At 70.8% G+C, this 24,038-nt stretch carries 25 protein-coding genes and 4 tRNA genes; 20 read left to right on the top strand and 9 right to left on the bottom strand.

Features of this window, described 5'->3' with window-relative positions:
* Positions 1-7: 7 nt before the first annotated feature.
* From J3P36_RS10320 to epsC, 5 genes are all read left to right on the top strand, one after another.
* A complete protein-coding gene (locus tag J3P36_RS10320) occupies positions 8-946 on the top strand; it encodes a cation diffusion facilitator family transporter (protein WP_210507736.1) in 939 nt (312 codons plus the stop codon).
* Position 947: 1 nt separating this feature from the next.
* Positions 948-1,904: a prolyl aminopeptidase gene (gene pip, locus J3P36_RS10315; RefSeq protein WP_210507734.1), complete on the top strand. Its 957-nt coding sequence runs from the start codon at positions 948-950 to the stop codon at positions 1,902-1,904.
* 94 nt (positions 1,905-1,998) lie between these two features.
* Positions 1,999-2,580 (top strand): HdeD family acid-resistance protein, encoded by a 582-nt coding sequence (locus tag J3P36_RS10310; protein WP_210507732.1) that lies wholly within the window; start codon positions 1,999-2,001, stop codon positions 2,578-2,580.
* Between the two features lie 10 nt (positions 2,581-2,590).
* On the top strand, positions 2,591-3,526 hold the full coding sequence (gene cysK, locus J3P36_RS10305) for a cysteine synthase A (RefSeq protein WP_210507730.1): 936 nt from the start codon (positions 2,591-2,593) through the stop codon (positions 3,524-3,526).
* A 1-nt stretch (position 3,527) separates the two neighbouring features.
* The gene (gene epsC / locus J3P36_RS10300) at positions 3,528-4,064 is read left to right on the top strand and encodes a serine O-acetyltransferase EpsC (RefSeq protein WP_210507728.1); all 537 of its coding nucleotides are present in this window, start codon (positions 3,528-3,530) and stop codon (positions 4,062-4,064) included.
* A gap of 88 nt (positions 4,065-4,152) precedes the next feature.
* On the opposite strand, the gene J3P36_RS10295 is transcribed toward epsC, so the two are convergent.
* Together J3P36_RS10295 and J3P36_RS10290 are read right to left on the bottom strand one after the other, a co-directional pair.
* Entirely contained in the window at positions 4,153-5,193 is a 1,041-nt protein-coding gene (locus J3P36_RS10295) for an SDR family oxidoreductase (protein WP_210507726.1), read from the bottom strand.
* 82 nt (positions 5,194-5,275) lie between these two features.
* Complete coding sequence (locus J3P36_RS10290; protein WP_210507724.1) at positions 5,276-5,566, bottom strand: antibiotic biosynthesis monooxygenase; 291 nt, start codon at positions 5,564-5,566, stop codon at positions 5,276-5,278.
* Between the two features lie 122 nt (positions 5,567-5,688).
* Between J3P36_RS10290 and J3P36_RS10285 the strand changes: the two genes are divergently transcribed.
* Positions 5,689-6,264 carry a GIY-YIG nuclease family protein gene (locus J3P36_RS10285; protein ID WP_210507722.1) on the top strand — a complete coding sequence of 192 codons (576 nt, stop codon included), beginning with the start codon at positions 5,689-5,691 and terminating at the stop codon, positions 6,262-6,264.
* A 4-nt stretch (positions 6,265-6,268) separates the two neighbouring features.
* Here the strand turns inward: J3P36_RS10285 and J3P36_RS10280 are convergent, their stop codons facing one another.
* Positions 6,269-7,123, bottom strand: a complete 855-nt coding sequence (locus J3P36_RS10280; RefSeq protein WP_210507720.1) for a zinc-ribbon domain-containing protein — start codon at positions 7,121-7,123, stop codon at positions 6,269-6,271.
* Between the two features lie 173 nt (positions 7,124-7,296).
* On the opposite strand from J3P36_RS10280, the gene J3P36_RS10275 reads away from it, so the two are divergent.
* Together J3P36_RS10275 and J3P36_RS10270 are read left to right on the top strand one after the other, a co-directional pair.
* A complete protein-coding gene (locus tag J3P36_RS10275) occupies positions 7,297-7,494 on the top strand; it encodes a ferredoxin (RefSeq protein ID WP_210507718.1) in 198 nt (65 codons plus the stop codon).
* Between the two features lie 7 nt (positions 7,495-7,501).
* A complete protein-coding gene (locus J3P36_RS10270) occupies positions 7,502-8,737 on the top strand; it encodes an FAD-dependent oxidoreductase (protein ID WP_307807038.1) in 1,236 nt (411 codons plus the stop codon).
* A gap of 115 nt (positions 8,738-8,852) precedes the next feature.
* Here J3P36_RS10270 and J3P36_RS10265 read toward each other — a convergent pair.
* Positions 8,853-8,932 (bottom strand) — tRNA-Ser (locus J3P36_RS10265).
* Between J3P36_RS10265 and J3P36_RS10260 the strand changes: the two genes are divergently transcribed.
* Together J3P36_RS10260 and J3P36_RS10255 are read left to right on the top strand one after the other, a co-directional pair.
* Complete coding sequence (locus J3P36_RS10260; protein WP_210507714.1) at positions 8,925-9,986, top strand: replication initiator; 1,062 nt, start codon at positions 8,925-8,927, stop codon at positions 9,984-9,986. The genes J3P36_RS10265 and J3P36_RS10260 overlap by 8 nt on opposite strands.
* A 376-nt stretch (positions 9,987-10,362) precedes the next feature.
* Positions 10,363-12,273 (top strand): AAA family ATPase, encoded by a 1,911-nt coding sequence (locus J3P36_RS10255; RefSeq protein WP_210507712.1) that lies wholly within the window; start codon positions 10,363-10,365, stop codon positions 12,271-12,273.
* A gap of 27 nt (positions 12,274-12,300) precedes the next feature.
* On the opposite strand, the gene J3P36_RS10250 is transcribed toward J3P36_RS10255, so the two are convergent.
* Positions 12,301-12,714: a hypothetical protein gene (locus tag J3P36_RS10250; protein ID WP_210507710.1), complete on the bottom strand. Its 414-nt coding sequence runs from the start codon at positions 12,712-12,714 to the stop codon at positions 12,301-12,303.
* Between the two features lie 94 nt (positions 12,715-12,808).
* Between J3P36_RS10250 and J3P36_RS10245 the strand changes: the two genes are divergently transcribed.
* Entirely contained in the window at positions 12,809-13,795 is a 987-nt protein-coding gene (locus J3P36_RS10245) for a site-specific integrase (protein WP_210507708.1), read from the top strand.
* A 3-nt stretch (positions 13,796-13,798) separates the two neighbouring features.
* On the opposite strand, the gene J3P36_RS10240 is transcribed toward J3P36_RS10245, so the two are convergent.
* The 3 genes from J3P36_RS10240 to J3P36_RS10230 all read right to left on the bottom strand — a co-directional run bounded on the left by J3P36_RS10240 (position 13,799) and on the right by J3P36_RS10230 (position 14,091).
* Positions 13,799-13,871: transfer RNA gene (locus tag J3P36_RS10240), tRNA-Phe, on the bottom strand.
* Positions 13,872-13,914: 43 nt separating this feature from the next.
* A tRNA-Asp gene (locus J3P36_RS10235) sits at positions 13,915-13,988 on the bottom strand.
* 30 nt (positions 13,989-14,018) lie between these two features.
* Positions 14,019-14,091, bottom strand: a tRNA-Glu gene (locus J3P36_RS10230).
* A 261-nt stretch (positions 14,092-14,352) separates the two neighbouring features.
* On the opposite strand from J3P36_RS10230, the gene J3P36_RS10225 reads away from it, so the two are divergent.
* Both J3P36_RS10225 and J3P36_RS10220 read left to right on the top strand, forming a co-directional pair.
* Positions 14,353-15,603, top strand: a complete 1,251-nt coding sequence (locus tag J3P36_RS10225) for a peptidoglycan DD-metalloendopeptidase family protein (RefSeq protein WP_307807037.1) — start codon at positions 14,353-14,355, stop codon at positions 15,601-15,603.
* A complete protein-coding gene (locus J3P36_RS10220) occupies positions 15,596-16,972 on the top strand; it encodes an NlpC/P60 family protein (RefSeq protein ID WP_246854482.1) in 1,377 nt (458 codons plus the stop codon). Before J3P36_RS10225 ends, J3P36_RS10220 begins: the two co-directional genes overlap by 8 nt.
* Before the next feature lie 117 nt (positions 16,973-17,089).
* On the opposite strand, the gene ppa is transcribed toward J3P36_RS10220, so the two are convergent.
* The gene (gene ppa / locus J3P36_RS10215; RefSeq protein WP_210507703.1) at positions 17,090-17,596 is read right to left on the bottom strand and encodes an inorganic diphosphatase; all 507 of its coding nucleotides are present in this window, start codon (positions 17,594-17,596) and stop codon (positions 17,090-17,092) included.
* 70 nt (positions 17,597-17,666) lie between these two features.
* Between ppa and tilS the strand changes: the two genes are divergently transcribed.
* The 7 genes from tilS (at position 17,667) to J3P36_RS10180 (ending at position 24,036) form a co-directional block, all read left to right on the top strand.
* Positions 17,667-18,686 carry a tRNA lysidine(34) synthetase TilS gene (gene tilS / locus J3P36_RS10210; protein ID WP_210507701.1) on the top strand — a complete coding sequence of 340 codons (1,020 nt, stop codon included), beginning with the start codon at positions 17,667-17,669 and terminating at the stop codon, positions 18,684-18,686.
* The gene (gene hpt / locus J3P36_RS10205; RefSeq protein WP_210507699.1) at positions 18,683-19,246 is read left to right on the top strand and encodes a hypoxanthine phosphoribosyltransferase; all 564 of its coding nucleotides are present in this window, start codon (positions 18,683-18,685) and stop codon (positions 19,244-19,246) included. Before tilS ends, hpt begins: the two co-directional genes overlap by 4 nt.
* 85 nt (positions 19,247-19,331) lie before the next feature.
* Complete coding sequence (gene ftsH, locus J3P36_RS10200; protein ID WP_210507697.1) at positions 19,332-21,341, top strand: ATP-dependent zinc metalloprotease FtsH; 2,010 nt, start codon at positions 19,332-19,334, stop codon at positions 21,339-21,341.
* Positions 21,341-21,922 carry a GTP cyclohydrolase I gene (gene folE / locus J3P36_RS10195; protein WP_210507695.1) on the top strand — a complete coding sequence of 194 codons (582 nt, stop codon included), beginning with the start codon at positions 21,341-21,343 and terminating at the stop codon, positions 21,920-21,922. Before ftsH ends, folE begins: the two co-directional genes overlap by 1 nt.
* Complete coding sequence (gene folP / locus J3P36_RS10190) at positions 21,915-22,727, top strand: dihydropteroate synthase (RefSeq protein WP_210507693.1); 813 nt, start codon at positions 21,915-21,917, stop codon at positions 22,725-22,727. Before folE ends, folP begins: the two co-directional genes overlap by 8 nt.
* Positions 22,724-23,560 carry a dihydroneopterin aldolase gene (folB, locus tag J3P36_RS10185; RefSeq protein ID WP_210507691.1) on the top strand — a complete coding sequence of 279 codons (837 nt, stop codon included), beginning with the start codon at positions 22,724-22,726 and terminating at the stop codon, positions 23,558-23,560. The genes folP and folB overlap by 4 nt, the downstream gene beginning before the upstream one ends.
* On the top strand, positions 23,557-24,036 hold the full coding sequence (locus J3P36_RS10180) for a DUF3180 domain-containing protein (RefSeq protein ID WP_210507689.1): 480 nt from the start codon (positions 23,557-23,559) through the stop codon (positions 24,034-24,036). The genes folB and J3P36_RS10180 overlap by 4 nt, the downstream gene beginning before the upstream one ends.
* The last annotated feature ends 2 nt before the right edge of the window (positions 24,037-24,038 follow it).

Genomic DNA, 24,038 nt, shown 5'->3' with positions numbered 1-24,038 from the left:
TGAGACCATGAGCGCATCCGGAGGCACCAAGGCCATCGTCGCCGCCCTCTTCGCGAACCTGGGGATCGCGGTGACGAAGTTCATCGCCGCCTTCTTCTCGGGTTCCGCCTCGATGCTCGCGGAGGGCGTGCACTCCCTCGCCGACTCCGCGAACCAGGTGCTGCTGCTCGTCGGCGGCAAGCGGGCCCGCCGGGCTCCGACCGCGGAGCACCCCTTCGGCTACGGCCGCAGCCGCTACGTCTACGCATTCATCGTGGCGATCATCCTGTTCTCGGTCGGCGGCGTGTTCTCGCTGTACGAGGGCGTCGAGAAGCTCACCCACCCGCACCCCCTCGAGATCCCGTGGCTGCCGGTGCTGGTGCTCGTGATCGCGATCATCCTCGAGTCGTTCTCGCTCCGCACCGCCGTGCGGGAGTCGAACCACGTCCGCGGCGACCAGAGCTGGGTCCAGTTCGTGCGCCGTGCGAAGGCCCCGGAGCTCCCGGTCGTGCTGCTCGAGGACATCGCCGCCCTCCTCGGCCTCGTGTTCGCGCTCGTCGGCGTGAGCCTCGCCTGGATCACCGGCGACGTCGTCTGGGACGGCATCGGCACGATCATGATCGGTGTGCTGCTCATCGCGGTCGCCGTGGTCCTCGGTCTCGAGATGGGCAGCCTCCTCGTCGGCGAGGGCGCGACCAGCGCCGACATGACGAGGATCACCGCGGCGATCACCGCGGGTCCCGAGGTGGACCGGATCATCCACGCCAAGACCCTCTACCTGGGCCCCGACGAGCTGCTCGTCGCCGCCAAGGTCTCGATGGCCGCCGGCACCCCGCTGGCCGAGATCACTCAGCGGATCGACGCCGTCGAGTCGCGCATCCGCGAGGCGGTGCCGGTCGCCCGCGTGATCTACCTCGAGCCCGCGGTCTACCAGCCGGCCTCGGCCGAGGTGGACGCCCGCGCCTGACATGAGGACCCTCTATCCCCCGATCGAGCCGTACGACAGCGGCCTGCTCGACGTCGGCGACGGCCAGCGCGTCTACTGGGAGACGGTCGGCAACCCGGACGGCAAGCCGGCGGTGTTCCTGCACGGCGGACCCGGCGGCGGATCGAGCGCCGACCATCGGCGGCTGTTCGACCCGGAGCGCTACCGGATCGTGCTGCTCGACCAGCGCGGCTGCGGGCGGAGCGTGCCGCACGTCGCCGACGGCGCAGACCTCGAGGTCAACACCACGTGGCACCTCGTGGCGGACCTCGAGCGGCTGCGGGAGGCGCTGGGCATCGACCGCTGGCTCGTGTTCGGCGGCTCGTGGGGGAGCACCCTCGCCCTGGCCTACGCGGAGACGCATCCTGAGCGGGTCACCGAGCTCGTCCTGCGCGGAATCTTCACGCTGCGCCGCTCTGAGCTCGAGTGGTTCTACGAGGGCGGAGCCTCGGCCCTGTTCCCTGATCTCTGGGAGGGCTTCCTCGCGCCCGTGCCGGAGGAGGAGCGCGGCGACCTGATGGGCGCCTACTCGCGGCTGCTGAGCGACCCCGACCCCGCCGTGCACGGGCCGGCGGCCGTTGCGTGGTCCACCTGGGAGGGCTCGACCATCACGCTGCGGCGACGCGAGGACATCGTGACGAACTTCGCCGACCCCCGCTACGCGCTCGCCTTCGCGCGGATCGAGAACCACTACTTCGTGCACGGCGGCTGGATGGAGGACGGGCAGCTGATCCGCGACGCCTCCCGCCTCGCGAACATCCCCGGCGTGATCGTGCAGGGCCGCTATGACATCTGCACCCCGCCGACCACGGCATGGGACCTGCACCGTGCCTGGCCCGAAGCCGACTTCCGGATGATCCCGGACGCGGGGCACGCCTACGACGAGCCGGGCATCCTCGACGCCCTGATCGAGGCGACCGACCGCTTCGCCGGACGATGAGCAGGCCCGCGACCGTTCGGCTCCGCCGCGTGACGCGAGGCGGGGGCGCGCCTGCCAGACTGTGGGGGCACACCGCTCCGGGAAGAAGGCACCGATGACGACGACCCCTTCCAGTTCCCTCACTCTGGGCTGGTTCTCCCGCGTCCACCGCGGCCAGATCATCGCGATCGCGGTGCTCGGGCTGCTGCTCGGCGTGATCGGCCTGGTCTTCCCCGGCGCCACGCTCTTCACCGTCGCCATCCTGTTCGGCAGCTTCCTCGTCGCCACCGGCATCTTCCGCATCATGTCGGCCGTGATCGCCGACGAGCTCTCGACGCCACTGCGCTGGCTGAGCGCCGTGCTCGGGGTCCTCGTCGTCATCGCCGGCATCATGTGCATCGCCGATCCCTTCGAGTCGCTCGTCGTCCTCGCCTTCGTCATCGGCTTCGGCTGGATCATGGACGGCGTCGTCGACTTCGTGGCCGGCCTGCGCAGCGCGACCCGGCCCCGCTGGTTCGGCTACGTGAGCGGCATCGTGTCCATCGCGGCGGGAGTGGCGATGTTCGTGCTGCCGGCCGCCGGCGTCGCGGCGCTCGTGCTGATCGGCTCCGTCCTGCTCATCGTGGTGAGCCTCACGACCCTCCTGATGATCCCCCGCCGGGCCCGACCCCGCACCGCCGACAGCCGGACCGCCTGAAAGGACCCCAATGGCCCGCATCTCCTCGTCCATCACCGAGGCCTTCGGCCGCACCCCGCTCGTCCGCCTCAACCGGGTGACCGAGGGTGCCGGCGCGACGGTGCTCGCGAAGCTCGAGTTCTACAACCCGTCCTCGAGCGTCAAGGACCGTATCGGCATCGCCATCGTCGATGCCGCCGAGGCGTCCGGCGAGCTGCAGCCGGGCGGCACGATCATCGAGGCGACCAGCGGCAACACCGGCATCGCGCTCGCCATGGTCGGCGCGGCGCGGGGGTACCGGGTGGTGCTCACCATGCCGGAGACGATGAGCATCGAGCGTCGCATGCTGCTCAAGGCATACGGCGCCGAGGTCGTGCTCACGCCCGGCTCCGAGGGCATGAAGGGCGCGGTCGCGAAGGCGGCGGAGATCCACTCGAACACCCCCGGATCCGTCCGCGCTCGCCAGTTCGAGAACGAGGCGAACCCCGCGGTGCACTACCGCACCACCGGCCCCGAGGTCTGGGAGGACACCGAAGGCGCCGTCGACGTCTTCGTGTCCGGCATCGGCACCGGCGGCACCATCACCGGCGCGGGCCGCTACCTGAAGGAGCAGAAGCCCGGCATGACGGTGGTCGCGGTGGAGCCGAAGGAGTCGCCCATCCTCAACGGCGGCCAGCCCGGGCCGCACAAGATCCAGGGCATCGGCGCGAACTTCGTGCCCGAGATCCTCGACCGCAGCGTCTACGACGAGGTGTTCGACGTCGACATCACCGAGTCCGTCGCGATGGCCCGCCGCCTCGGCGCGGAGGAGGGCATCCTCGCCGGCATCTCATCGGGCGCCACCGTGCACGCCGCCGTCGAGCTGGCGAAGCGGCCGGAGAACGAGGGCAAGACGATCGTCGTCATCGTCGCGAGCTACGGCGAGCGGTACCTCTCGACGGTGCTCTACGCGGACCTCCAGGACTGAGTTGGGCGTTCGCGAGGACGTCTCGAGCGCGCTCACCCGGGATCCGGCGGCGCGCAGCCGGGTCGAGGTGGCGCTCACCTACCCCGGCCTGCACGCCGTGTGGTTCCACCGGGTCAGCTCGCGCTTGTGGCGGGCAGGGTTCCGGCTGCCCGCGCGGATGCTGTCGCAGTTCGCCCGGTTCCTCACCGGTGTGGAGATCCATCCCGGCGCCCGGATCGGCCGGCGGCTCTTCATCGACCACGGCATGGGCGTCGTCATCGGGGAGACGGCCGAGGTCGGCGACGACGTGCTGATGTACCACGGCGTCACGCTCGGCGGCACGAGCCTCCGGCACGAGAAGCGGCACCCGACGATCGGGGACCGGGTCGTCCTCGGCGCCGGCGCGACCATCCTGGGGCCGGTGACGATCGGCGACGACTGCCTCGTCGGCGCGGGCGCCGTCGTGCTGCAGGACGCCCCGGCGCACTCGCTGCTCGTCGGCGTGCCGGCGGTCGTCCGCGCTCGCCGGATCGACGCCGGCAGCATCGCCGGCGGCTGAACCGCAGCTCAGCGCCGGCCGCTCGCAACCGTGCGGACATTCCGCAACCGTGTGCCGTTGCGAATAGTCCGTTCGGTTGCGACGAGCCTCAGCGGCTCCGGGCCTTCTGCTTCAGCGCCTTCGCGGCGGCGGTTCCGGCCAGCAGTCCCGACTTGCCGCCCAGCGTCTTCGAGGCGAGGACGGCGCCGCCCGCGAGAGCCGCCGTCCAGGTGAGGAGCCGGCGCCGGTTCTTGCGCTTCCTGCCCTCCCAGCCCCCGCCGATGTCCGGGTCGGACGGGTCGGCGAACGGCTCGTAGATGGCGGCCGTGGTGTCCTCGGCCTGCTCCTCGCGCGACAGGTGGGTCTTCTCCACCTGCACCGCCATCTGCAGCTCCACCGGCCCCGGCGTCACCCGGTGCTGGCGCACCATCATCTTGCCGGCGCCGCCCACGATCACCTCGTCGGCGGGAGCCTTCGCGAGGTCGCGGATGGCCACCGCGACCTGGTCGGCCGGGTACACGGGCGGCATCGCGACGACCTTGCGGCCGGTGTAATTGGCGGAGTGCCGGAAGAAGGGGGTGTCGATCGTCGCGGGCAGGACGGTGCAGACCCGCACCTTCTTCAGCCCCTGCAGCCAGAGCTCCTGGCGCAGGCTCACGCTGAGCGCGCGGACCGCCGCCTTGGACATGCCGTAGGGCGCCGTGTAGGGCTGCGGCACCTCGCCGACGATCGACGCCACGTTAATGAGGACGCCCTTCTCCTGCCGCGTCATCACCTCGAGCGCGGCGCGGGACCCGTAGACGTAGCCCATCACGTTGACGTCGATCACGCGGCGGAAGTCGTCCATCGGCATGTCGAGGAAGGGCGAGAAGACGGAGACGGCGGCGTTGTTCACCCACACGTCGATCCGGTTGAAGCGCTCGACCGCGGCGAGGGCCAGCGACTCGACGGCGTTCTCGTCCGCGACGTCGGTGGGCACGGCGAGGGCGCTGCCGCCCCGCGCCCGGCACTCGTCGGCGAGCTCCTCGAGGGCGTCGCCGCGGCGGCTCGCGAGGACGACCGACCATCCGTCGTCGGCGAACCGGAGTGCGGTCGCGCGGCCGATGCCGCTCGACGCCCCGGTGATGACCGCAACGCGCTGCTTCGACATGTTCCCTCCTCCGCGCCCGGCGACGCACCCATCCAGGCTCTCCCGCTCCGTCGCGGGGGTCAACGGGTTGCGGGCGCTCCGGTCAGAGAACGCGCTGGAAGTGCTCGACGACCGGAAAGGGCTCGTAGAAGCGGTGCAGAAGCGCCCGCCACTCGGCGTAAGCCGGAGATCCGCGGAAGCCCTCGGTGTGGTCCTCCAGCCGCTCCCATTCGACGAGCAGCAGGTAGGTCGACGGCCGCTCCACGCAGCGGGACAGCGTGAGGGCGCGGAAACCCGGCGACGCCGCGATGATCGGGCGCGCGCGGCGGAACGCCGCTTCGAACTCCGCCTCCTCGCCGGGGCGGACAGGCAGCAGGGCGTGTTCGAGGATCACCTCCCCATCCTGGCGGCGGGTCACGTCGCGAGTGCCCCACCCGGCGCGCGGTCGGCGGCCCGGGCTACCCTTCGAGTGCGCAGGTGGCCGGACCTGCTCCCGACCTCGAGGAAGCGCCGCCCATGCCCGGAGACCCCGCACAGCGGACCTGCGCGCTCGCCGCGACCGGCGTGTGCCGCGGTGCCGTGCCGCCGGACGCTCCTCTCGACCTCTGCGAGCTGCACCTCGTGCTCGCCGCCGACTGGGTGCACCGGGAGGACGGGATGACCGACCTGCTGCCGTCGCCGTGCCGTCTGTGCGGGTCGCGCCTCGGTGTGCGCTACCCGTCCGGCTGGCTCTGCGCCGTCTGCGAGTGGCGGGTGGGCGAGGTGCTCGACGACGAGCTGCCGCCGCCTCGGGTCGACGTCGTCTACTACCTCCGCTACGAGGACCGGGTGAAGATCGGCACATCCTCGAACCCGCGACAGCGACTGGCGCGCATCTGGCACGAGGAGGTGCTCGCGTTCGAGCGGGGCGGCCGGCACCTCGAGCAGCGGCGCCATGCCCAGTTCGCGGGGGACCGCTACACGACCTCATCCGAGTGGTTCCGGCTGTCGCCCGCCATCCGCGAGCATCTCGAGAGAGTCACCGCCGGCGGTGTGGACCCTTGGGATCTGTACGCGCGATGGAGAAGCGAGGCGGTCGCGCTGGGCGGCTGAGGGCCTAGCGGAGGTAGGCGTCGACCAGGAAGGGCCCGCGGATGGTCCGGAACTCGTCGAGGATCGCCGCGTACGCCGACTTGCCGAGCCCGGCGAGCTGGAGGTCGTGCGGGCCGAGCTTCTCGAGTCGCCCGGTGCGGATCCGGACCACCTCCCACCCGGCAGCCCGCAGCGTGCGGTCCTTGCGCCGGTCGACCTCCTCGCGACGGCCGACGTGCTCGAGTCCGTGCCGGCCGGTGCTGTCGTACTCGACCGCGATCCGCAGCTCGGGCAGCAGGATGTCCGGCCACACCTCCAGGTGGTCGAAGAAGGGGCGGCGCACCCGGACCGCGTTGAAGCCGGTCGTGTAGTCGAGCCGCTCGCCGAGTTCGGCCCGCAGCTGCGCCTCGACGGAGGAGGCCGGCTTCGGCGCGCAGACGCTCGTGAAGGGTTCGCCGACGGGCAGGTCGGGGGTCCGGGTGCAGAGCTCGACGCCACCGGTCGGCTTCGGTGGGCGCGTGCGGGGGAGGGGGACGCCCGCGGCGGCCCACGCGCCGACGGGCAGCACCGGCTTCGGCTTCGCGGCCGCGACGCACTCCGGGCACCACGAGGAGCGGCGCCGCTCCCGCCCGGGGCGGCTGCGCTGCTCCTCGGGCGTCGCGACGAAGACGTGCCCGGCGTCGCACTGCCACTGCAGCAGCACGTCGGCGGCGGGCGGGATCTGGGTGAGCACGATCCCGGCGTTGAGGTCGGGGTGGTATTGCCGAATCAGGACGGGGAACGGCGCCCACGCCTCCCGGTAGGTGCCGACCGGGTAGGGCACGTCGACGCCGCGCGAGAACTGGCGGCGCGCCCACCAGTCCCGGATCGGCTCGGCCATGCCGGGCAGGGTACGCGCACCCGCCGACAGCGACACCGGCGCCGCGGGTCCTGCGGACACCTCGAGACCGTCCGCCAGGGGGCGGAGGTCCGCACGACCAGCGCGACGCGGCGGCCCCTCAAGGACGCGTGGGACGATCGTCCTGTGATGGTCGGCTCGAGGAAGGTTCCCGCATGCTGAAGGTGGAAGTGGATCGGACGCAGTGCCAGAACTTCGGGCAGTGCGTCGTCGAGGCGCCGAACGTCTTCCGGCTGAACTCCAGAGACGAGATGGAGTACACCCCCGACGTGGAAGATGCCGAGCTCGACAACGTCGAGGCGGCGGTCGACGTGTGCCCGATGCAGGCGATCTCGCTGGCACTCGGGCGGTAGCGGCCGAGTGAGCCCACCCGTCGTCATCGTCGGGGCGTCCCTCGGAGGCCTGCGCAGCGCCGAAGCACTCCGGCGATGCGGGTACGCCGGCCCGATCACCGTCTTCGGTGACGAGCCGCATGCTCCCTACAACCGGCCGCCCCTGTCGAAGGACGTCCTCGGCGGAGAGGTCACGCACGCCGCGGTCGCCTTCCCGCAGCGGGCGGCGACCTCCGACGTCGAGTGGCGACTCGGCACCCGCATCCGGTCGGCGGACCTGGAGCAGCGGTCGATCCGGACGACGGACGGCGAGGAGGTCCGCTACCGCGCCCTCGTCGTGGCGACCGGCCTCCGCCCCAAGCGGCTGTCCCCCCGCACGGCGACGCTGGCCGGCGCGTTCGCGCTGCGCACGCTGGATGACGCCGCCGCCCTCAGGAATGCGCTGCACCCCGGGGTGCAGGTCGTGATCGCCGGCTCGGGCTTCGTCGGCTGCGAGGTGGCGGCGACCGCCCGTCAGCTGGGCTGCGAGGTCACGGTCGTGGGTTCCGCCGAGCTGCCGATGCTGGGACCGCTCGGCTCAGCGCTCGCCGAGGATGTGATGCGGCGCCACGTGGAGCGAGGCGTCCGTTTCCGCATGGGAACCCACGTCGCCGAGGCGCTGGGGCAGGAGGCGGTGGAGGGCGTGCGGCTCGCCGACGGGTCGGAGGTCGCCTGCCAGGTCCTCGTCGAGGCGATCGGCTCCCTGCACAACACCGAGTGGCTCGACGGGAACGACGTGAACGCCGCGCAGGGCCTGCGCACGGACTCGGCGATGCGCGTGCTGCGAGCCGATGGGAGCTCATGGCGGGACGTGTTCGCGGTCGGCGACGTGGCCCGCTTCCCGAACGCGATCTACGGCGACGAGCCCGCATCCATCGAGCACTGGAACATCCCCACCGAGACCGCCAAGCGCGCGAGCCGCATCCTCGCTCTGCAGCTGGCCGAGGATCCGAGACTCGACGCGGCGATCGCGGAGCGGTTCGCCCCGGTGCCGTCGTTCTGGAGCGACCAGTACGACATGTCCCTGCTCGCCTACGGGCTGCCCGCCCTGGCCGACCGCGTCGAGCTGCTCGCGGGGAAGGCCGGCGGCGACTGCGTCTACGGCTACTTCGTCGGTGACCGGATGGTGGGTGTCTGCGGCATCGGTATGCGCTCCGAGGTGCTGAAGCACCGGGACGAGGTGTCGCGCTACGGGCACGTCCCGATCGGGGAACCCGCCCGATAGAGCGCGCGGGTGCTGCGGACAACTCGCGACGGTCTACCACCCGCGAGTGTCCGCACGGCCCGCGGAAGCCACCCGGAACGACGAAGACCCCTGGTCTCCCAGGGGTCTTCTCTCGTGGTGGCTCCGACGGGCGTCGATCCCGTGACCTCACGATTTTTAGGCGAGCTGCGGACTCTGCGGCTTCCTTATGGAGCCCGCCGAATCGGTACCTATCGGGTGTGTTCGCCCGCACAAACTCAAGTCGGGTGTCTTCGTCCGGTGTCAGTCGCGGGTGCGCTCGCTCTGCCCCTCGTGCGCGGAGCTCTATCGCGGTGACTGGGCAGCGATCGCGCGCTCGGGCGTCTTCGACGCGGACGTGTCGCGGTATCGCTTCTACCTGCTTACGCTCACTGCGCCATCCTTCGGGCGCGTGCACCGGGTGCCGCGGTCACCCGGTGCACGACTGAAGCGGTGCGGATGCGGGGCGACGCACGACGTCCGTGATGCGGGGCTGCGCGGCGTCCCGCTCGACATGGATTCGTACGACTACGCCGGGCAGGTGGCGTGGAATCGGGACGCGGGCGTCCTGTGGGATCGCACTCGCCGCCGCTTCCGCGACTGGTGGCCATCGGTCGAGCTGTTCCTGGTCCGGGAGTGGCAGGACCGCGGCGTCCTGCACCTGCACGCGCTCGTCCGGATCGACCGCGGGGGCGCGCCCGAGGCAGCGGTGCTTCGCGAGGTCGCTCGCACGGTGCAGGCGGTATCGCCGGTCGACGGTGCGTGCGTCGGCTGGGGTCCCCAAGCGGACGCAAAGCGGTTCCGCGCGGACGGCGACGGTGCGAAGACGATTTGGTACCTGTCGAAGGCGCTGAACTACGTGATGAAGGACACCGCGTTGGCGGCTATGTCCGGTCGAGGGAGCAATTTCGCCTGGGAGCACTTGACTCGCCTCGGTCAGGCGGCGCGGGCGATCCGCTGCTCTCGCGACTGCGACCCGGATGAGTGTGCGAGCCGGGTACACGACCGCTACGGATCCCGCTCGCACGTAGTGAGCGCGTCGCGGCGCACTCGCCATCGGTCGGGGTGGTCGTTCACCGGGATGACCCGGCGGTCTCAGCGGGAGTCCCGTGCGGCTTGGGTGGCGGCGCGGGCGGCAGCCGCGGGAGCGGCGGAGCCCGCGACGGCGCCTGAGCGTCAGGACGGGGCTGATGCTGCCCGGTCGGACGTGTTGCGACGGATCGATGTGGCCCGTTCTGCGGTGCTGCCCTGAGTCAGGGGAGGGGGTGATCGATTATGGCTGCTGCTGATTGTGGGACGTGCGAGTTGATGGGCTACCGCACCTGCGACGTGTGCGGAAACGTCGCCTTCCGGGAACACCTGGAGGCCAGCCCCGCCGGCCGTGAGCTGTGCGGGGCCTGCCTGCTCGACGTATGACGACAGCTGCGCCGCTAACGAGGGCATCCCACCGATAGCCAGAGGCACCGCTCCGTGAGCGGAGGGCGTCAACCCCGCAGTCCGACGGATGCGCAGCAGGGTTGACGCCCGGAGCGGAGGGGCGATGCTGGCGGCTTCGGTGGGGCGCCCGGCCACGTGTGTCCCGCCCGCTGCTTGATGGTCGCGCCCCGCGGTACTGCCAGAATGGGCGGATGCGTCTCTTTGTCGCCCGCGTGCGAAAGTTCAAGAATGTTCTCGACTCGGGTTCGATCAATTTCGACCCGGCGATTTCGGCTCTGGTGGGTAAGAACGAGAGCGGCAAGAGCGCGATCCTCGAGGCGCTCTATCGGGTGAATCCGGTCCATGAGGCGGATTTCAATGAGAGCCAGCACTATCCACGTTGGCGACTTGTCACTGACCGTCGAGGAGGCGTGATCGACGCGGACCCGGTCGTACGTGCCGAGTTCATGATCGAGGACGACGACAGGGCGGCCGTAGAAACCGCGTTTGGCTCGAACGTCTTGACCGGGACGACGCTTGTCGTCGAGCGGTACTACAACCTGCCTGCAAAGTACTCCGTGGACGTCGACGCTGCTGCGGCGTTCAACAATGTCGTCGAGGAGGTCGGAACGCCGAATGCGCTCCTGGAGCAGCTCACCGAGACTCAGAAGCTACTAGGCAATGTTGCGGGGGCGTTGAAGTCGCTGCCGGCTCCCGACGAGGAAGCCGGCTGGACTGAGACGGACCGAACTGAGCTCTCCACAGCGGTGACGGCGCGGACTGGTGGGAAAAACACCGAGGGCGCCGTGGCAGCCTTGCTTGTCTCGCGTCTTCCGAAGATGTTCTACTTCGCCGACTACCAGACCCTCCCGGGGCGGATCAACGTGACCGAGCTTGCGGGCAACGAGGAGCCCGGGCAGTCGGACCTCCAAACCGCCCGCGCGCTCCTGAAGCTCGCCTACACCGACGCCAGTTCGCTGACCGACGAGGACTTTGAGGAACGAACTGCCGAGCTGGAAGCCGTGAGCAATGAACTCACCGAGCGGGTCTTCCAGTACTGGCAGCAGAACGCGGACCTGAGCATCCAGATCCAGGCGGATAAGGAGACGAAGACGCATCCGCATGGGCAAGTCGCGGTCGTGCGGTTCCTGGACATTCGCGTGCGAGATGCGCGGCATGGCTTCACTAACAACTTCTCGCAGCGCTCGAGCGGTTTCAGGTGGTTTTTCAGTTTCCTCGCCGCGTTCAGCGAGTTTGAGGGCTACGAGCATGGAGTGGTGGTGCTGCTAGACGAGCCTGCCCTCACGTTGCATGGTCGAGCGCAGGCGGACTACTTGCGCTACATCGAGGACGAACTCGCGAAGACAGCGCAGGTCGTCTACTCGACGCATTCGCCCTTCATGGTTGACTCGGCCCAGTTGCAACGCGTCCGGATTGTCGAGGACAAGGGGTCCAAGCTTGGTTCCGTGGTCTCCGAGGAGGCTCTCACCGTCGGGTCGGACTCGCTGTTTCCGCTACAGGCGGCACTCGGTTACGACATCGCGCAGAACCTCTTCGTCGGGCCAGACAACCTACTAGTCGAGGGCACCAGTGACTACACGTACATCCAGGTGCTTAGCGATGTCCTTCGCGATGCGGGTAGGCCGTCCTTGGACGAACGCTGGCGGGTCTTGCCTGTGGGGGGCGCTTCCAACATCCCAACCTTCGTAGCTCTCATCGGGCGTGCGCTCGATGTAACGGTGCTTGTGGACGGCAGCACGAAGTCGAGTGTGGCCAAGGTTTCTGATCTCGCGGCGAGGGGTTACCTGGCGAACAAGCGGGTGTTGCTGACTGACCAGTTCACGAGCGTTTCCGGGTCAGATATTGAAGATCTGTTCACCCCCGGCGACTACCTGGTGCTCTACAACGGAGCGTTCGGGGACTCGGTGAAGGTATCGGCGCTGAACGGCACGGACAGGATCGTCGCGCGGATTGGGCGGCTCAAGGGTGCGGACTTCACAGACCATGGCAAGCCGGCCGACTACCTGCTGCGGAACCGCGACAAGGTGACCGGCAAGTTCAGCGCGGCGACTCTGGACAACTTCGAGGCACTGTTTGTGGCGCTCAACGCGACGCTCTCTTGATCCTGTAGGGGAAATTTCGGGAGAGGGTCAGTCCTGGTCGTGGGTGAGCGGGTGCTGAGCCCACCGATTCACCGTGGTCAATCCAACACCGAGTAGCTGTGCCACGTCGCGCTGGGTGAAGTTCCTGCGAGAGAGCGCGTACTCAACGGTCAGCCGCTCCCAGTTGGCGTACTCCTTTCGGAAGGCGCCCAGTCCACTCAGCGTCCGGCGGATAGCAGTCGTCATCTCTCGGTCAACCTCGTCCCAGACGGCGTCGACCCCGACTTCGTCGGCGGTGGAGATGTGTTCGCGGAGCTTCGCGCTGTCGGTGTGCCGCCCGATTGCAACCAGCTGCTCGCCCAGGTCGATGAGTCGTTGCCCGATGTCGTGGATTCCCACGTCGGCGAGCAGACGATCCGCCGCGCCCTCACTGTCCGTCGCCTCGTCGTTGTTGCCGCTCATGTCGCCAGGGTAGTGAGGATCGGCGACAGTAGTACGGCGATAGCGAACGCATACAGAGACATCCGAAAAGGAACAAGCAGTGTAGGGTCGGAACATGACCCTCCCTGTTCCCGATCCGTCGACGCCGCTCAGCGTCCTTTGGGAGCGCTATAACGGCGTGGTCCTCCGGAAGCTCGCGGACTCGACACAGCGCGGTTATCGGTACGCCTGGGGCAAGCGTGTGGCGCCGTCGCTCGCGCACCTGCCTGTTGGGTCGCTGACGACTCTCGACGTGGAAGTGGCGTTTGCCTCGTGGACGGGGGGCGAATCGACGCGTGGGGACGCTCTGAGCGTGCTCTCGTCCCTCTGTGCGGTGGCCGTCAAAGGGGGCTACATCGCGTCGAACCCGTGTCATGGCGTGGAGCGCCGCCGCGAGCAGGCCGCGGACGTGGCCGGGCGGGCGCTGAGCCTCGAGGAATTCGATCGCCTGCGCGCGCTTCTGCCCGCGTCGGGGCCGTATCGCCGATTCGTGCTCGCAATGCCGTACACCGGGTGCCGTTTAGGCGAGATTGCCGGCCTGCGACTGTCTGACGTGGATTGGGAGGGGCGCACCCTGCTGGTCGCACGCACCGTCACGAATGGTCGCGTCGGGCCGACCAAGGGGCGGCGACTCAGGGTTGTACCTGTGATCACCCAGCTCGAGCCGATCCTCCGCGAGGCGGCAGAAGGCAAAGGGCAGCACGACTACTTGTTCGCCGGCCCGCGCGGCGGGTTCATCAACTCGAAGAACCTCAGCCGCGCGCTGAATTGGCACCAGTGGCGCGATCAGGTGAAGACCTTTGCACCCGGCGAGCCGCCGCTGCACTGGCACGACCTCAGGCACACCGCCGCGGTCTTCTTCTTCCGTGCGGGACTGCCTGCTCCCGACGTCCAGGCACTGTTGGGGCACTCCACGCTGCTTGTGACGCAGATGTATGCCGACACTCGCCGAGAGGCGGCGCGTCGAGGTGGCCCGCTGTTGTCGAACTTCTTCTCGCAGTCGGACAGTCAACTGGGAGGGGGTGAGTCACCCGCAGATTCGGGCTCCCACCTGGGAATTTGATTGTGGCTCCGACGGGCGTCGATCCCGTGACCTCACGATTTTCAGTCGTGCGCTCTACCAACTGAGCTACAGAGCCGTACCGGATCGCATCCGGGTGGAGCGGCTCTCGCCGCTACTCGCGACCCTGACGGGACTTGAACCCGCGACCTCCGCCGTGACAGGGCGGCACGCTAACCAACTGCGCTACAGGGCCTTGCTTGTTGAGTTCCAGTCTAGGGCCTCGTGACCCCAACGGGATTCGAACCCGTGTTAGCGCCGTGAAAGGGCGCCGTCCTAGGCCACTAGACGATGGGGCCGAATCCCAGTTGAGAACTCAACGGTCGACAAGCATACGGCACTCCGGACACTCCTCCAACACGAGCCGCCCTCACTGTCGTCGCCGCGGGCGAAACAGCCTCCCGGCCAGGGAAACAACGCCCGCGGCGAGATCGCTTCTCCCGCGGCGAGGGCGCCGGCGGGACGGGCGGCACGCCGGGGGTCGAGTGGCGGCACCCCGCGAACGGGGGTTACCTTCAAGTGCTGGTTCGAGGTTTGATGGAAGGCGGGGGGTGATCGGCGTGCGCATTCCTGCCTTCCTGCGCCGCTTCGTGGCGGCTGTCGCTGTCCTCGTCGCCGCCGTCGTGCTCGGGATCGCGTCGCCCGCCTGGGCCGTCGAGTATCCCTCCTGGAGCGACGTGCTCGCCGCCCGCGAGAACGAGCAGGCCAAGCAGGCCGAGATCGCCCGCATCCAGGGGCTCATCGCCGCCGCCCAGGCCCGGGTCGAGCAGACCCAGGCCATAGCCGAGGAGCGGGGCGCCGAGTACCAGGTCGCGCAGAACGCGTTCGACGCGGCCGACTTCCGGGCCAACAACCTCCAGACCCAGGCCGAGCAGAGCAAGGCCGACGCCGAGGCCGCCAACGCCCGCGCCGGCCTCCTCGCCGCCCAGCTCTACCGCTCCGGCGGCAGCGCCGAGCTGACCGCCGGCATGTTCCTCGAGGACGGCGGTGGCGCCGACGAGCTGCTCGCCCGCCTCGGTTCGGCCAGCAAGCTCGCCCAGATCAACGACGGCGTCTACGCGAACGCGCTCGCCGCTCAGAACACGGCGCAGTCCCTCACCGACCAGGCGGCCGTCGCCCGAGACGAGCGCGAGAAGCTCCGCGTCGAGGCCGAGCAGAAGCTGCAGGAGGCGATCGCCGCGAGCGAGGCGGCCCAGCAGGAGCTCGCCGACCAGCAGGAGCTCAACATCGTGCTCGAGCAGCAGCTCGCCGCCCTGCAGGACGTCACCGCCAAGACCACCGCCGAGTACGAGGCGGGCGTCGAGGCGAAGCGCAAGGCGGCGGAGGCCGCGGCGGCAGCCGCACGCGCGGCGGCGGCCGCGAACGCAGGGGGCCCCCGCGACGGCGGCCAGCTGAGCTCACAGGGCTGGGCGAAGCCCGCCTACGGCTGGATCAGCGGAACCTACGGCTACCGCCCCGGACAGCCGGCCGGCGCCAACCTCATCCACCGCGGCACGGACATCGCCGCGAGCTGCGGCTCCAACATCTACGCCGCCACCAGCGGGACCGTGAAGTACGCCGGCCCGCTCGGCACCTACGGCAACTGGGTCGAGATCAGCCACGGCGACGGGGTGACGACCGGCTACGCGCACATCCGCGACGGCGCCACCTACGTCCGCTCCGGGCAGCGCGTCGACGCGGGCGAGGTCATCGCCGCCGTCGGCTCCACGGGCGCCTCCACCGGCTGCCACCTGCACTTCGAGGTGCGGATCAACGGCAGCGCGATCGACGCCCAGCCGTTCATGCGCGACCGCGGCGCCGCACTTGGCTGAGCGCCGCTTCCTGCGGCGCCGGCGTCTCCGGCCCGAGGTCGCCCTGTCGGCGGTCGCGATCGGCGCGGTCACCGCATCCGTCGGTGCCGTGTCGGCGCAGGCGAGCCCCGACTACCCGACCTGGGATGAGATCCAGGACGCGAAGGGGAACGAGGCCACCAAGCAGGCCGAGATCGACGCCCTCGACGCGCTCCTCACGGGGCTCGAGACGGCCGCCGCCGACGCGTCCCGGCAGCAGGCCATCGCGGACGAGCAGTACCGCATCGCCCAGGACGCCCTCTCCGTCGCCACGACGCGCGCCGAGGAGCTGGCCGGGAGCGCCGCCGATGCCGAGGAGCGCGCGAAGGTCTCCAAGATGCGGGCAGGCCTGCTCGCGGCGCACCTGTCGCGCTCCGTCGGCGCCGACCTGGGGCTCACCCTCTCGCTCGACGGCGACTCGGACGGCCTGCTCTACCAGCTGAGCGCCATGGGCAAGCTGTCCGAGCAGTCGGCGACCATCTACGCGGCCGCCCTCGCCGACCGGAACCTCGCCACGTCCCTGCGCGAGCAGGCCGAGAGCGCGAAGGCCGAGCTGCAGCGGGTCGCGACGGACGCCGAGAAGGCGCTCACCGCGGCGAACAGCGCCGCAAGTGGGGCTCAGGCGGCCCTCGCCGAGCAGGAGGCCCGGCAGGGCGAGCTGCTCGCCCAGCTCGCGACCCTCAAGGACACGACCGCCGAGGCGGAGGCCGCCTACCGGCGCAGCCTCGCCGAGGAGCGGCAGAGCCAGGTGTCCGCGTCCGCGCCGGCGCCGAGCGCGCCCAGGGGTGGCGGATCCGGCGGCACGAACGGCGGGTCGAACACCGGCGGCGGCACGAGCGGCGGCGGCACAGCGCCCGCGCCGGCCGCACCCGCTCCGGCGGCGTCTGCTCCTGCTGCCCCCGCGCCCGCGGCGCCCGCACCTGCTCCGGCTCCGGCTCCGCCCGCACCGGCTCCCGTCGGAAACCCGTCGCCGAGCGCCGTCGCCACCGCCATCTCCTACGCCCGGTCGCAGATCGGCGAGCCCTACCAGCTGAACGGGGCGGGCCCCGACCGCTGGGACTGCTCGGGCCTCACCCTGATGGCCTATCGCGCGGCCGGGGTCAGCATCGGCACGCATTCGGCGACGAACCAGTACAACACCGCGAAGGCGCGCGGCCAGCTGGTGCCCTTCTCGCAGAAGCAGCCCGGCGACCTGCTGTTCTGGACGTCCGGATACGACATGTACCACGTCGCCATCTACACCGGCGGCGGCATGATGATCGAGGCCCCGTCTGCGGGCAAGAACGTCCGGGAGCGCAGCATCTGGGACGACGGCAGCCTCGTCGGCTGGGTCGCTCGCCCCACCGCCTGACGCGACCCGCGCAGGATCGGACCCGGAACGACGCAACCGGAAGCACTGTTCGCAACGGCACAGCGTTGCGGATAGCACCTCCGGTTGCGGAGAGGCGCGGGGCTCTCGCCCCGAGGATCAGTTGCCGGGGACGTGCCCGCCGGTCTCCTTGAGGCGCTCGACCGCCTCGACGACGAGCTGCTCGGCGGCCTCGCGGCCGTCCCAGCCCTCGACCTTGACCCACTTGCCGGGCTCGAGGTCCTTGTAGCGGGCGAAGAAGTGCTCGAGCTCGTTGCGGGTCTGCTCCGGCACGTCGGCGAGGTCCTGGATGTGGCTCCAGCGCGGGTCCTTGTAGGGGACCGCGAGGATCTTCTCGTCCATGCCGGCCTCGTCGCTCATCCGGAGCACGCCGACGGGACGCACCTTGACGCCGACACCGGGGAAGACGGGGTACTCGAGCAGCACGAGGGCGTCCAGGGGGTCGCCGTCGCCGCCGAGGGTGCCCTCGAAGAAGCCGTAGTCGACCGGGTAGACGAAGCTCGTGAACAGGACGCGGTCGAGGTACACCCGGCCCGTCTCGTGATCGACCTCGTACTTGTTGCGGCTCCCCTTGGGGATCTCGATGACGACGTCGTACTCGGCCATGGGCGGCGTTCTCCTGAGGGTCAGTGGGCGGGGCGAAAGCGTCTCCCGCGGAACGCAATAACGTTAGTGGATGCCCTCCCGGCCCCGTCTGACCCCGGCGATCGCCGACGTCCGGCGGGCGGTGCGCATCGCGCTCGCGCCGCTCGGCGCCGGGGAGGACCGCCTCGTGCTCGTCGCCCTCAGCGGGGGCGCCGACTCGCTCGCCCTCGCCGCGGCCACCGCCTTCGAGGCGCCGCGCGCGGGTTTCCGCGCCGGTGCGGTCATCGTCGACCACGGGCTCCAGGAGGGCTCCGCCGAGATGGCCGAGCGCGCCCGAAGCGCCGCGGCGGCGCTGGGACTCGACCCCGTCGAGGTCGTGCGGGTCACCGTCGGCGCGGACGGAGGGCCCGAGGCCGCAGCCCGCGCCGCGCGCTACGCCGCCCTCCGCGACGCCGTGGGAAGGACGGGCGCCGTCCGCGTGCTGCTCGGGCACACCCGCGATGATCAGGCGGAGACGGTGCTCCTCGGCCTCGCCCGGGGCAGCGGACCGGATTCCCTCGCCGGCATGCGTCCCGACAGCCCACCGTGGCTGCGGCCGCTCCTCGAGCTCCCGCGGGCCGCGACAGTCGCGAGCTGCGCCGACCTCGGCCTCGACCCGTGGCAGGACCCGCACAACGAGGACGAGCGGTACGCGCGCGTCCGGGTGCGCCGCCGCGTGCTGCCCGTGCTCGAGCGGGAGCTCGGCCCCGGCGTGGCGGATGCCCTCGCCCGCACCGCGAACCAGCTGCGGGAGGACGCCGCCGCGCTCGACGCGCTCGCGGAGGAGTGGGTCGAGGAGATCGCGGAGCACTCGGAGGCGGGCATCGCCCTGCCGGTCGCCGCGCTCGCGTCGAACCCGGCCGCCCTGCGGCAGCGGGTGATCCGCCTCGCCGTCGAGGGCGAGTTCGCCGTCACGCCGTCCCGCGCGCAAACGCTCGCGGTCGCGCGCCTCGTCACCGACTGGCACGGCCAGGGGATCGTCGATCTGCCCGGGATTACAGTTGAGCGTCGGGAGGGACGGATCCACTTCGCCGCCGCCGACCCGGAAACGAGGAGGAAGCCCGACCGATGATCCCCGCCGACGTCGAGAACGACCTGGTCTCGCTGCTCCTCACCGAGGAGCAGATAGGCGACCGCATCGCGGAGATGTGCCGGGAGATCGAGCGGGACTACGCCGGTCAGGACCTGCTGCTCGTGGGCGTGCTGAAGGGCGCCGTCATGGTGATGGCCGACCTCGCCCGCGAGCTGAAGCTGCCGGTCGAGATGGACTGGATGGCCGTCAGCTCCTACGGAGCCGGCACCAAGTCGTCGGGTGTCGTCCGGATCCTGAAGGACCTCGACAGCGACCTGCAGGGCCGGCAGGTGCTCATCGTCGAGGACATCATCGACTCCGGGCTGACCCTGTCCTGGCTGCTCGAGAACCTCCGCTCGCGCGGCGCAGCACGCGTCGAGGTGTGCGCGCTGCTGCGCAAGCCGGAGGCCATGAAGATGCGCGTCGACCCCCGCTACGTGGGCTTCGACATCCCCAACGACTTCGTCGTCGGCTACGGCCTCGACTACGCGGAGCGCTACCGCAATCTGCGCGGCGTCGGCGTGCTCGCACCGCACGTCTACTCGACGCCCTCCGAATAGGGGCGGTAGGCGGCCGGCTTTCATGGTTCGCCTACGGAAAACAACCGGATGAAGCCCAGAAACCGGCCTGTACCCTTTACGCATCATGGACTTCAAGCGCATCTTCCGGGGCCCGATCCTCTACATCGTGATCGCGGTCATCGTCGTGTGGGTGGGCTCCAGCCTGCTCACCGGCTCGGGCTTCCGGCAGGTGACGACCCAGCAGGGTCTCGAGCTGCTGCAGGGTGACAACATCCAGGCCGTCAAGATCATCGACGGCGACAACCGGGTCGACGTCACGCTGCAGAAGGAGGACCCGGACCTCGGCAAGCAGGTGCAGTTCTACTACGTCACTCCGCGCGGTGAGGACATCATCGCCGCGGTGGACGCGTCGAACCCGTCGCAGGGCTACGACGACGAGGTGCCCCAGCCGAGCTGGCTGTGGTCCGCCCTCAGCTTCCTGCTCCCCGTCCTCCTCATCGGCCTCTTCATCTGGCTGATGCTCTCCGGCATGCAGGGCGGCGGCAACCGCGTCATGCAGTTCGGCAAGTCCCGCGCGAAGCTCGTCTCCAAGGAGAGCCCGAAGGTCACGTTCAAGGACGTGGCGGGCGCCGAGGAGGCCATCGAGGAGCTCCAGGAGATCAAGGACTTCCTCAAGGAGCCGGCCAAGTTCCAGGCGGTCGGCGCGCGCATCCCGAAGGGCGTCCTGCTCTACGGCCCTCCCGGCACCGGCAAGACGCTGCTCGCCCGCGCGGTCGCGGGTGAGGCGGGCGTGCCGTTCTACTCGATCTCCGGCTCCGACTTCGTCGAGATGTTCGTCGGCGTCGGCGCGAGCCGCGTCCGCGACCTGTTCGAGCAGGCGAAGAACAACGCACCGGCGATCATCTTCGTCGACGAGATCGACGCGGTCGGCCGGCACCGCGGTGCGGGCCTCGGCGGCGGCCACGACGAGCGCGAGCAGACGCTCAACCAGCTGCTCGTCGAGATGGACGGCTTCGACGTCAAGACGAACGTCATCCTCATCGCGGCGACGAACCGCCCCGACATCCTCGACCCCGCCCTGCTGCGCCCCGGCCGCTTCGACCGCCAGATCGGCGTCGACGCCCCCGACCTGAAGGGCCGCGAGCGCATCCTCGAGGTGCACGCCAAGGGCAAGCCGATGGCGCAGGGCGTCGACCTCGAGGTGCTCGCCCGCAAGACGCCGGGCTTCACGGGCGCCGACCTCGCCAACGTCCTCAACGAGGCCGCGCTGCTGACCGCCCGCTCGGGCGCCCAGCTCATCGACAACCGGGCCCTCGACGAGGCGGTGGACCGCGTCATCGCGGGCCCGCAGCGCCGCAGCCGCGTGATGAAGGACCAGGAGAAGCTGATCACCGCCTACCACGAGGGCGGTCACGCCCTCGTCGCGGCGGCGATGAACCACACCGACCCGGTCACGAAGATCACGATCCTGCCGCGCGGTCGCGCCCTCGGCTACACGATGGTGCTGCCCCTCGAGGACCGGTACTCGGTCACCCGCAACGAGCTGCTCGACCAGCTCGCCTACGCGATGGGCGGCCGCGTCGCCGAGGAGATCGTGTTCCACGACCCGACGAGCGGCGCCTCCAACGACATCGAGAAGGCCACCGGCACCGCTCGGAAGATGGTCACCGAGTTCGGCATGAGCGCCCTGATCGGTGCGGTCAAGCTCGGGCAGTCCTCCGGCGAGATGTTCCTCGGCCGCGACATGGGCCACCAGCGCGACTACTCGGACGAGCTCGCCGAGAAGGTGGACACCGAGGTGCGCACGCTCATCGAGAACGCGCACGACGAGGCGTACCAGGTGCTGGTCACCAACCGCGAGGTGCTCGATCGGCTCGCGCTGGCCCTGCTCGAGCAGGAGACGCTCGACCAGAACCAGCTCGTGGACATCTTCCGGGACGTGCAGAAGCTGCCGGAGCGCCCGCAGTGGCTCTCGAGCGACAAGCGGCCCGTGCAGGACCTCCCCGCTGTGGAGATCCCCCGTCCGAAGGCGCCGATCGACGCCGGCGCCGTCGACGGCGGCGTCGACTCCGAGCCGAGCGGCCCGAAGCGGGCGCGGGCGCCGAAGATCAAGCCGCGCCCCGCCACGGCGTAGTGCCGTTCGACGAGGCCCGCGCGCGGGCCGCCGTCGAGAGCCTCCTCCTCGCCCTGGGCGAGGACCCGTCGCGGCCCGAGCTCGCCGAGACCCCCGCCCGCGTCGCCGAGTCGTTCTCGGAGATGCTGGCGGGGACCGGCGTGGACCCGTCGGCGATCCTCGCCGACGGCGCCGTCGTGCTCGACGTCGCGCCCACGGAGACGGTCGCGCTCCGCGACATCCCGTTCCGCTCCGTCTGCGAGCACCACCTGTTGCCCTTCGCCGGCAGCGCGAGCGTCGCCTACCTGCCCGGGGATCGCGTCGCCGGCCTCGGCCGCATCGCCCGCGCCGTCGACGCCGTCGCCTCCCGGCTGCAGGTGCAGGAGCGGCTGACCGAGCAGCTCGCCACCGCGGTGGAGGAGGGCCTCGGCGCGCGCGGCGTGCTCGTCGTCCTCTCCGCCGCCCACTCCTGCCTCTGGGCGCGCGGCTCGCGCACCGCCGGGGCGACCGCCGTCACCGTGGCGGCTCGCGGCGCGTTCACCGACCCGGTGCGCCGCCAGGAGGCACTCGCCCTCGTCTCGGCTGGGAGGTCGGATGGCTGACCGGCCCCTCCTCGTCGGCATCATCAACGTCACGCCCGACTCGTTCAGCGACGGCGGGCTGTTCCGTGAGCCGGACGCCGCCGTCGCGCACGCGCTCCGCCTGGTCGAGCAGGGCGCCGACTGGATCGACGTCGGCGGCGAGTCGACGCGGCCCGGTGCGGATCGGGTGCCGCCCGACGAGGAGCAGCGTCGGGTCGTGCCCGTTGTGGCCGCCCTCGCGGAGCGCGGGATCCGCGTCAGCATCGACACGATGAGCGCCGCTACCGCGCAAGCCGCCGTGCATGCCGGAGCGGGCATGGTGAACGACGTGTCCGGCGGCCTCGCCGACCCGGGCATGGCCTCCGTCGTCGCGGAGGCGGATGTGCCGTTCGTGCTCATGCACTGGCGCGGGCACAGCGCCGACATGGCGTCCCGCGCCGTCTACGGCGACGTGGTCGCGGAGGTGCGGGACGAGCTCGCCGACCGGGTCGCGAGCCTCACCGCGGAGGGCGTTCGGCGGGAGCGGCTGCTCCTCGACCCCGGCGTCGGCTTCGCGAAGGACGGCGGCCACAACTGGCGAGTCCTCGCGAACCTGCGGGTGCTCCGCGAGCTCGGGCTGCCGCTCTACGTCGGCGTCTCCCGCAAGCGCTTCCTCGGCGCGCTTCCGTCGCTGGCCGGCTCGGACGCCGAGGCCCGCGACCTGCCCACGGCGGTCGTGAGTGCGCTGCTCGCCCTCGACGGCGTCGCCGCGCTCCGCGTGCACGACGTCGCGGCCACCGTGACCGCGCTCGAGGTCGTCGAAGCCTGGCGGGAGGCGTCCGCGTGACCGGCGACCGCATCAGCCTGCGCGGGCTGCGGGTGTTCGGACGCCACGGCGTTCTCCCGTTCGAGCGCGAGCAGGGGCAGGACTTCCTGATCGATCTCGACCTCGCCGTCGACCTCCGCTCCGCGGCCGCGTCGGACGACGTGGCCGACACCGTGCACTACGGAGAGCTCGCGGAGGAGATCGCCGCGGTCGTCGGTGGAGAGCCGGTGGATCTCATCGAGACCCTCGCTGCGCGCATCGCCGACGCGGTGCTGCGGCACGACCGGGTTCGCGAAGTGCGGGTCACGGTTCACAAGCCGCAGGCGCCCATCACGGTAGCGTTCGGGGACGTGAGCGTGACGATCGAGCGGACGGCCCCCGAGCCGGTGGTCCTCGCGCTCGGCAGCAACCTCGGCGACCGCGCCGCGACCCTCGCGTCCGCCGTCCGCGCCCTTCGCGCGCTGCCGGGCCTGACCGTGACCGCCGAGTCGCCCGTCCTCGAGACGGTCGCGCTGACACTCGAGGGCGAGGACCCGGACAAGCCCGGCTACCTCAACCAGGTCGTCCTCGGACGGAGCGACCTCGGGCCCGAGCCGCTGCTCGAGGCCCTGCTCGCCATCGAGCGCGCCCACGGACGGGTGCGGGCGGAGCGCTGGGGTGACCGGACGCTCGACCTCGACCTCATCGCGTACGGGGACCGGCGCATCGACACCCCGGACCTGCAGCTGCCGCACCCCCGCGCCGCCGAGCGCGACTTCGTGCTGCGGCCGTGGCTCCAGGCCGACCCCGACGCGGTGCTGCCCGGAGCCGGCCGCGTGGACGCGCTGCTCGCCGCCCGGGAGGGATCCGCGTGAGGCGCACCGGCATCGCGCTGCCCGCAGGGCTGGCGATCGCGGGCGCCGTCGTCGGCTGGCTGCTCCAGGTCGGGCTCGCCGCCGGCGGGCGGGCGGCCATCGTGCCGCCGTATTCGCTTCCGGTCACGCTCCTCGCGATCGGGCTCATCGTCGTGCTCGCGGGCTGGCCCATCCGTCAGGCCGTGCGCGGCACGTCCAAGCGCCGCATCGACCCGTTCCGCGCGCTGCGCGTCCTGCTGCTCGCGAAGGCGTCGACGCTCGTGGGCGCTCTGCTCGGCGGGGCCGCCCTTGGCATCGCCCTCTACCTGCTGAGCCGCCCGGTGCTGCCCCCGCCGGCCTCGCTCGTCGCCACCCTCGTCACCCTCGTGGCGGCCATCGTCCTCGTCGTCTGCGGCCTGCTCGTCGAGCACTGGTGCCGCATCCCGCCCGAGGACGACGCGGAGCGCACGGCGGCGCTCGATCTGCAGGGAGAATAGGC

The sequence above is a fragment of the Naasia sp. SYSU D00057 genome, assembly GCF_017916505.1.
Classification (GTDB): Bacteria; Actinomycetota; Actinomycetes; order Actinomycetales; family Microbacteriaceae; genus Naasia.
This window is presented reverse-complemented; position numbering and strand designations above follow the sequence as displayed.

Bases quoted from the DNA above. Each gene is read 5' to 3' on its own strand.
- hpt (WP_210507699.1), top strand. From the start codon at position 18,683: ATGATCCCCGCCGACGTCGAGAACGACCTGGTCTCGCTGCTCCTCACC.
- J3P36_RS10285 (WP_210507722.1), top strand. From the start codon at position 5,689: ATGCCCGGAGACCCCGCACAGCGGACCTGCGCGCTCGCCGCGACCGGC.
- J3P36_RS10250 (WP_210507710.1), bottom strand. From the start codon at position 12,714: ATGAGCGGCAACAACGACGAGGCGACGGACAGTGAGGGCGCGGCGGAT.
- J3P36_RS10275 (WP_210507718.1), top strand. From the start codon at position 7,297: ATGCTGAAGGTGGAAGTGGATCGGACGCAGTGCCAGAACTTCGGGCAG.
- cysK (WP_210507730.1), top strand. From the start codon at position 2,591: ATGGCCCGCATCTCCTCGTCCATCACCGAGGCCTTCGGCCGCACCCCG.
- J3P36_RS10310 (WP_210507732.1), top strand. From the start codon at position 1,999: ATGACGACGACCCCTTCCAGTTCCCTCACTCTGGGCTGGTTCTCCCGC.
- J3P36_RS10260 (WP_210507714.1), top strand. From the start codon at position 8,925: ATGGAGCCCGCCGAATCGGTACCTATCGGGTGTGTTCGCCCGCACAAA.
- pip (WP_210507734.1), top strand. From the start codon at position 948: ATGAGGACCCTCTATCCCCCGATCGAGCCGTACGACAGCGGCCTGCTC.
- J3P36_RS10295 (WP_210507726.1), bottom strand. From the start codon at position 5,193: ATGTCGAAGCAGCGCGTTGCGGTCATCACCGGGGCGTCGAGCGGCATC.
- J3P36_RS10280 (WP_210507720.1), bottom strand. From the start codon at position 7,123: ATGGCCGAGCCGATCCGGGACTGGTGGGCGCGCCGCCAGTTCTCGCGC.
- tilS (WP_210507701.1), top strand. From the start codon at position 17,667: ATGCCCTCCCGGCCCCGTCTGACCCCGGCGATCGCCGACGTCCGGCGG.
- ftsH (WP_210507697.1), top strand. From the start codon at position 19,332: ATGGACTTCAAGCGCATCTTCCGGGGCCCGATCCTCTACATCGTGATC.
- folP (WP_210507693.1), top strand. From the start codon at position 21,915: ATGGCTGACCGGCCCCTCCTCGTCGGCATCATCAACGTCACGCCCGAC.
- J3P36_RS10245 (WP_210507708.1), top strand. From the start codon at position 12,809: ATGACCCTCCCTGTTCCCGATCCGTCGACGCCGCTCAGCGTCCTTTGG.
- ppa (WP_210507703.1), bottom strand. From the start codon at position 17,596: ATGGCCGAGTACGACGTCGTCATCGAGATCCCCAAGGGGAGCCGCAAC.
- J3P36_RS10320 (WP_210507736.1), top strand. From the start codon at position 8: ATGAGCGCATCCGGAGGCACCAAGGCCATCGTCGCCGCCCTCTTCGCG.
- J3P36_RS10255 (WP_210507712.1), top strand. From the start codon at position 10,363: ATGCGTCTCTTTGTCGCCCGCGTGCGAAAGTTCAAGAATGTTCTCGAC.